General features: G+C 67.4%; 7 protein-coding genes. All 7 read right to left on the minus strand.

The annotated features are described in order from the left end of the window. Positions 1-678, minus strand: a 678-nt coding sequence (gene octT / locus VFA16_RS05840; RefSeq protein WP_324966910.1) for a diglucosylglycerate octanoyltransferase, incomplete at its 3' end; no start/stop codon positions are given. Beyond that, positions 668-1,330: a glucosyl-3-phosphoglycerate phosphatase gene (gpgP, locus tag VFA16_RS05845; RefSeq protein ID WP_324966911.1), complete on the minus strand. Its 663-nt coding sequence runs from the start codon at positions 1,328-1,330 to the stop codon at positions 668-670. The genes gpgP and octT, both read right to left, overlap by 11 nt. Further along, complete coding sequence (gene rsfS, locus VFA16_RS05850; RefSeq protein ID WP_324966912.1) at positions 1,327-1,695, minus strand: ribosome silencing factor; 369 nt, start codon at positions 1,693-1,695, stop codon at positions 1,327-1,329. Before rsfS ends, gpgP begins: the two co-directional genes overlap by 4 nt. After that, on the minus strand, positions 1,692-2,318 hold the full coding sequence (nadD, locus tag VFA16_RS05855) for a nicotinate-nucleotide adenylyltransferase (protein ID WP_324966913.1): 627 nt from the start codon (positions 2,316-2,318) through the stop codon (positions 1,692-1,694). The genes rsfS and nadD overlap by 4 nt, the downstream gene beginning before the upstream one ends. A gap of 124 nt (positions 2,319-2,442) precedes the next feature. Further along, positions 2,443-3,885, minus strand: coding sequence for a VWA domain-containing protein (locus tag VFA16_RS05860; RefSeq protein ID WP_324966914.1), 1,443 nt, complete (start codon positions 3,883-3,885; stop codon positions 2,443-2,445). Then, complete coding sequence (locus tag VFA16_RS05865; protein ID WP_324966915.1) at positions 3,885-4,760, minus strand: MoxR family ATPase; 876 nt, start codon at positions 4,758-4,760, stop codon at positions 3,885-3,887. The genes VFA16_RS05860 and VFA16_RS05865 overlap by 1 nt, the downstream gene beginning before the upstream one ends. A gap of 22 nt (positions 4,761-4,782) precedes the next feature. Further along, positions 4,783-5,896: glutamate-5-semialdehyde dehydrogenase (locus VFA16_RS05870; RefSeq protein ID WP_324966916.1), on the minus strand; the 1,114-nt coding region annotated here is incomplete at its 5' end.

The raw sequence follows: 5,896 nt of genomic DNA on the forward strand, positions 1-5,896 counted from the left end.
CGCGACCGCTTGATGCGCCTCGAAATTCCAGTGGATACCGTCGGGGTTGCCCCGGCCGCTCATGATGTGTTCGGCCACCGCGGCTTTGAGGTCGACCAGCGGGATGCCATGCTGCTCAGCCCATTCGGCGATGGCCGCCGCGGTCGCCGGGCGGCTGTGGTGCGCCTTGCCGTAGGTCTCGGCAATGTGCACCGAGGGCAGTGACGCCACGATCGGTATACCGGGTCGGTTGAAATCGATTGCGCCGCGTGTCTGTTCGAGATATTCGACGGTGAGGTGCGGTGGCAACGCGGGCCGCGCCACCGGTGAGAGCCGGGGCTGCAGCCAGCCGTAGCCGTCGCGCACCCAGCGCCGAAGCCACGGTGGGCGCACATAGCGGATGAGCTCGCGCAGCGCCGTGGGCACCACCGACGGCAGCGAATCCATCCCGCCGGTGGCGAAGATCACCGCGCCGGCCCTGCGCAGCGCTGCCCAGGCCCGCGGGTCCTGGGTGGCAGCCCACCAGATGTCACGACAGGTCCAGCCGATCCTGCCGAGCAGCTCGACATCCCAGTCTAACTGTGCTGCAACGATATTCGGCCAGATGCGGGGGTCATCGGCCGGCAGGCCGCCGGTGGGCCCGTAGTACGCGAGCGAATCGGCGAAGATCAGCAGGACAGGCCGCGTCTCAGAAGACATCATCCGCGACCTGCGCCGAAGCATTCCAAACGTCAAGACGCCAGCTGATGCGGTCAAAGCCGCCGTCTGCGTCGGAGTGTCCGCTCAATTGGGTCCAACTGGCGTTGCCCATACCGCCCAGCGCAGGCCAGTTGTCCACCGGCAGCTGCAGCAGCGCGGCCGTCAACGCGGCGATCAAACCGCCGTGCGCCACCACAACCACTGGTCGATCGTCGCTGCCCCACTCGCGTTCAGCCTGGACCAGCTCGGCGATCACGGGCACGCTCCGCGCGGCCACGTCGACCCTGCTCTCTCCGCCATGCGGCGCCCACGAAGCGTCCTCGCGCCAGGCCAGCCGCGCGCCCGGAACGTCGGCGTCGATCTGCGCATGCGTCATCCCTTGCCAGTCCCCCAGATGGGTTTCGCGTAACCGGCCGTCGACCCGAACCGGCACGCCGGTGCGCTCCCCGAGCACAACCGCGGTGTCGTAGGCGCGCCGCAAATCCGACGACACGATCAGCAGCGGCTGGCGCTTGCCCAGTACCTCGGCGGCGGCGACGGCCTGGGCGCGGCCCAACTCACTCAGCTGGGTGTCCAGTTGCCCTTGCATCCGGGTGTCGGCGTTGAATTCGGTTTGCCCGTGCCGCAGCATCACCAGCAGCCGCGTGGTCATGACGTGCGTTCCAGATCGACAGCCACCTGCGGGCAGTCCCGCCACAGCCGGTCCAGGGCATAGAAGTTGCGTTCGTCTTGATGCTGGATGTGCACGACGATGTCGACGTAATCCAGCAGTGTCCAGCGGCCTTCGCGGGCGCCCTCGCGGCGGGCCGGCTTGTAACCGGCGCGGCGCATTTTCTCTTCAACCTCGTCGACAATCGCGTTGACCTGCCGCTCGTTGGACGCGGAGGCGATGACGAAGCAGTCGGTAATCACCAGCTGCCCGGAGACGTCGATCACCACGACATCATCGGCGAGCTTGGAGGCGGCGGCGCTGGCGGCCACGGTGGCCATGTCGATGGCCTCCTGGCTGGCCGTCACGTCTGGTCCCCTGGTTTGCTGTACAGCCGCCGCTTGGACACGTATTGCACCACGCCGTCGGGCATCAGGTACCACAGCGGGCGGTGCTCTTCGGCGCGGCGGCGGCAGTCCGTGGACGAGATCGCCAGAGCGGGGACCTCGACCAACGTCAACGCGTCGTCGGCCAGCCCGTCGAGGACGTCGCCGAGATGTTCGCGGCCCAGGTCGTAGCCGGGACGGCTCACCCCGATGAATCGGGCTATCGCGAACATGTCCTCCCAGTCCTGCCACGACAGAATCGACGCGAGTGCGTCCGCGCCGGTGATGAAGTACAGCTCGGAATCCGGGTTGAGTGCATGCAGATCGCGCAGGGTGTCTTTGGTGTAGGTGGGGCCGCCGCGGTCGATGTCGACCCGGCTCACCGAAAAGCGGGGGTTGGAGGCGGTCGCGATCACGGTCATCAGGTAGCGGTCTTCGGCGGCGCTGACGTGCCGGTCTTTCTGCCAGGGCTGGCCGGTCGGCACAAAGACCACTTCGTCGAGCTCGAACAAGTCGGCAACTTCGCTGGCTGCGACCAGGTGGCCGTTATGGATGGGATCGAACGTCCCACCCATCACGCCCAGCCTGCGACGCCGCTTTTGCACGGTTTGCCAGCTTACTGGAGCGGCCTGGCCTGCTCAGCTGGAGCAGATCTTGGTTCGAGGGTGCACGGTTGTACGCGACACGCCGAGCAAGTGCGTACAAACACGCACGCTCGCGGCAAAAACGTCAGACCGGCAACAGCTGGTCGATCACCGCCGCGAGCTGCTTGGCCGACCGGCATTCGTGCATCGTGATCACGTCCTGGTAGCGCGGCGCCGCCGAATCGCCGCTGCCCCACAAGTGCTTCGGCTCCGGGTTGAGCCAGTGCGCGTGCCGGCTGGCGGTCACCATGTGCGCCAGAACATCCAGGGCCGGGTCGCGGTAGTTGGTGCGACCATCACCGAGCACCAGCAACGAGCTGCGCGGCGACAGCACATGCGGGTAGCCCTCGGTGAACGAGACGAACGCGTTGCCGTAGTCGGAATGTCCGTCGCGGGTGTAGACACCGGCCTCGCGTGTGATGCGCTGGATCGCCACCGCCAGATCGGCGTCAGGCCCGAACAGGTGAGTCACCTCGTCGGTGGTATCGATGAACGCGAATACCCGCACGCGAGAAAACTGTTGGCGCAGTGCATGTACCAGCAGCAGGGTGAAGTGGCTAAACCCGGCCACTGATCCCGACACGTCGCACAGCACCACCAGTTCGGGCCGGGCCGGGCGCGGCTTTCGCAGCACCACGTCGATCGGCACACCGCCGGTGGACATCGATTTGCGCAGCGTCTTGCGGAGGTCGATCGCCCCGGCGCGGGCGCGGCGACGCCGGGCGGCCAACCGGGTGGCTAGGGTGCGGGCCAGCGGCGCCACCACCCTGCGCATCTGGCGCAGCTGATCACCCGACGCGCGCAGAAATTCGACGTTCTCCGAAAGCTGTGGGATGCCGTACATTTGGACATGGTCGCGGCCGAGCTGCTCGGCGGTGCGCCGCTTGGTCTCCGCGTCGACCAGCTTGCGCAGCTGGGTAATCTTTTGCGCAGCGAGGGCTTTGGCGATCTGTTCCTGGGTGGGGGTGGGCTCGTCGCCGTACGGGGCGAGCAGCCCGGCCAGCAGCCGGCCTTCGAGCTGGTCCAGCGCCATCGCCTTGAGCGCCTGATACGACGAGTACGAGGGGCCGCGGCTGGAGCTGTATTTGCCGTAAGCCTCGACGATTTGAGCGATCATGGCCACCAGCCGCTCGTCCATGTCGGCCAGATCCTCGTTTGCGGTCAGCAGATCGACCAGCATCTGCCGCATCGCTTCGATGTCGTCGGGCGGCAGCTGCAGGTCGGATTCACCGGCCTTTTCCTCAGTGACCACCGCTCGAGCCCCCAACGCCGCCGGCCACCACAGGTCGAACATGGCGTCGTAGGTTTCGCGGTGATCCGGTCGGCGCAGCACGGCGCACGCGATGCCCTCGCGCAGCACTTCCCGATCACCAAGGCCGAGGGTGGCCAGCACCCGGCCCGCGTCGACTGTCTCCGAAGGCCCAACCGAAATACCTTGCGCCCGAAGCGCTTCCACGAAGCCCACGAGGTGGCCGGGCAGGCCGTGCGGGGCCAGCGGCTGGCTGGGGCGAACGCGGCGAACGGCCATCAGTTCAGCCGCAGTTCGCCGGCCGCGCGCTGCTGGTCAGACTGGTGCTTGAGGACGACGCCGAGTGTGGCTGCCACCGTCGCGTCGTCGATGGTGTCCAGCCCGAGCGCCAGCAGCGTGCGGCCCCAGTCGATGGTCTCGGCGATCGAGGGCACCTTCTTCAGCTGCATCCCGCGCAGCACGCCGATGATGCGCACCAGCTCGTCGGCCAGATGCACGGGCAGCTCGGGAACACGGGACAGCAGGATGCGCCGTTCCATCTCCGGGCTGGGAAAGTCAATGTGCAAGAACAAGCACCGCCGCTTGAGCGCCTCGGACAGCTCGCGGGTGGCGTTGGAGGTCAACACCACAAAGGGCGCCCGTTCGGCGGTGATGGTGCCCAACTCGGGAACCGTCACCGCGAAGTCGCTCAACACCTCCAGCAGTAGCCCCTCCATCTCGATATCGGCCTTGTCGGTCTCGTCGACCAACAACACCGTGGGCTCGGTGCGCCGGATGGCAGTCAGCAGTGGGCGGGTCAGCAGAAACTCCTCGCTGAACACGTCGGCCTTGGTCGCCTCCCAGTCCCCAGAGCCGGCCTGGATGCGCAGAATCTGCTTGGCGTGGTTCCACTCATAAAGCGCCCGCGCCTCGTCGACGCCCTCATAGCACTGCAAGCGAACAAGACCGGAGCCGGTGGCTTGGGCGACCGCGCGGGCCAGTTCCGTCTTTCCGACCCCGGCCGGGCCTTCGACCAGTAGCGGCTTGCCGAGCCGGTCGGCGAGGAACACCGCGGTCGCAGTGGCGGTATCGGGCAGGTAGCCGGTCTCGGCCAGTCGCCGCGCGACATCGTCGATGTCGGCGAACAGTGGGATCGGTCGGGCGGGCACGGTCACGATGCGAGTCTCCTTAAAGGGGTCAGGCGGGGCGGGTGTGGCCGTCTCCCCACACGATCCACTTGGTTGCGGTCAGTTCGGGCAGTCCCATCGGTCCGCGGGCATGCAGCTTCTGGGTGGAGATGCCGATCTCGGCGCCGAACCCGAACTGCTCGCCGTCGGTGAACGCCGTCGAAGCGTTGACCATCACCGCGGCCGCATCCACGCCTTCGGTAAACCGTTGCGCTGCAGCAAGGTTCGTGGTCACGATGGCCTCGGTGTGTCCGGTGCCGTATTCGTTGATATGGGCAACCGCAGCGTCGACGCCGTCGACGACCGCCACCGCGATGTCCATCGAAAGGTACTCGCGGCGCAGATGGTCCTGGTCGGGGTCGAGGTGCACGGTCACCCCGGCGTCTTGCAGCGCGCCCACCAGCCGGGGCATGGCCTCGTCGGCGATCGCGGCGTCGACCAGCAGCGTCTCGGCGGCATTGCAGACGCTGGGGCGGCGTGTCTTGGAGTTCAGCAGAACCCGTTCGGCGACCTGGAGATCGGCCGCTTCATGCACGTAGACGTGGCAGTTGCCGACGCCGGTTTCGATGGTGGGCACCTGCGCGTCGCGAACCACCGCATCGATCAAACCTGCTCCCCCGCGCGGGATCACCACATCGACCAGCCCGCGGGCCTGGATCAGATGAGTGACGGTCGAGCGATCCGAGCTGTCGAGCAGCTGAACAGCGTCGGCGGGTAGGTCTTCGCTGAGCAGGGCGCTGCGCAGCACCTCGACCAGGGCCTGGTTGGATCGAGCGGCCGACGAACTGCCGCGCAGCAGTGCGGCGTTACCCGACTTGAGCGCCAGCCCGAACGCGTCGACGGTGACGTTGGGGCGGCCCTCGTAGACCATCCCGACCACGCCCAGGGGCACCCGCTGCTGACGCAGCGCCAGGCCGTTGGGCAGCGTGTAGCCGCGCAGTACCTCGCCGACCGGGTCGGGAAGGCCGGCCACCTGGCGCAACCCGGCGGCGATTGCGTCGATGCGCTTCGGATCCAGCGCCAACCGGTCGATCATCGCGGCCGGTGTCCGAGCGGCGCGTGCCACGTCCAGGTCTTCGGCGTTAGCTGCCAGAATCCGGTCGGCGTTGGCCACCACCGCCTGC

Source organism: Mycobacterium sp. (assembly GCF_035653355.1).
Classification (GTDB): domain Bacteria; phylum Actinomycetota; class Actinomycetes; order Mycobacteriales; family Mycobacteriaceae; genus Mycobacterium.

Bases quoted from the DNA above. Each gene is read 5' to 3' on its own strand.
- gpgP (WP_324966911.1), bottom strand. From the start codon at position 1,330: ATGACCACGCGGCTGCTGGTGATGCTGCGGCACGGGCAAACCGAATTC.
- VFA16_RS05860 (WP_324966914.1), bottom strand. From the start codon at position 3,885: ATGGCCGTTCGCCGCGTTCGCCCCAGCCAGCCGCTGGCCCCGCACGGC.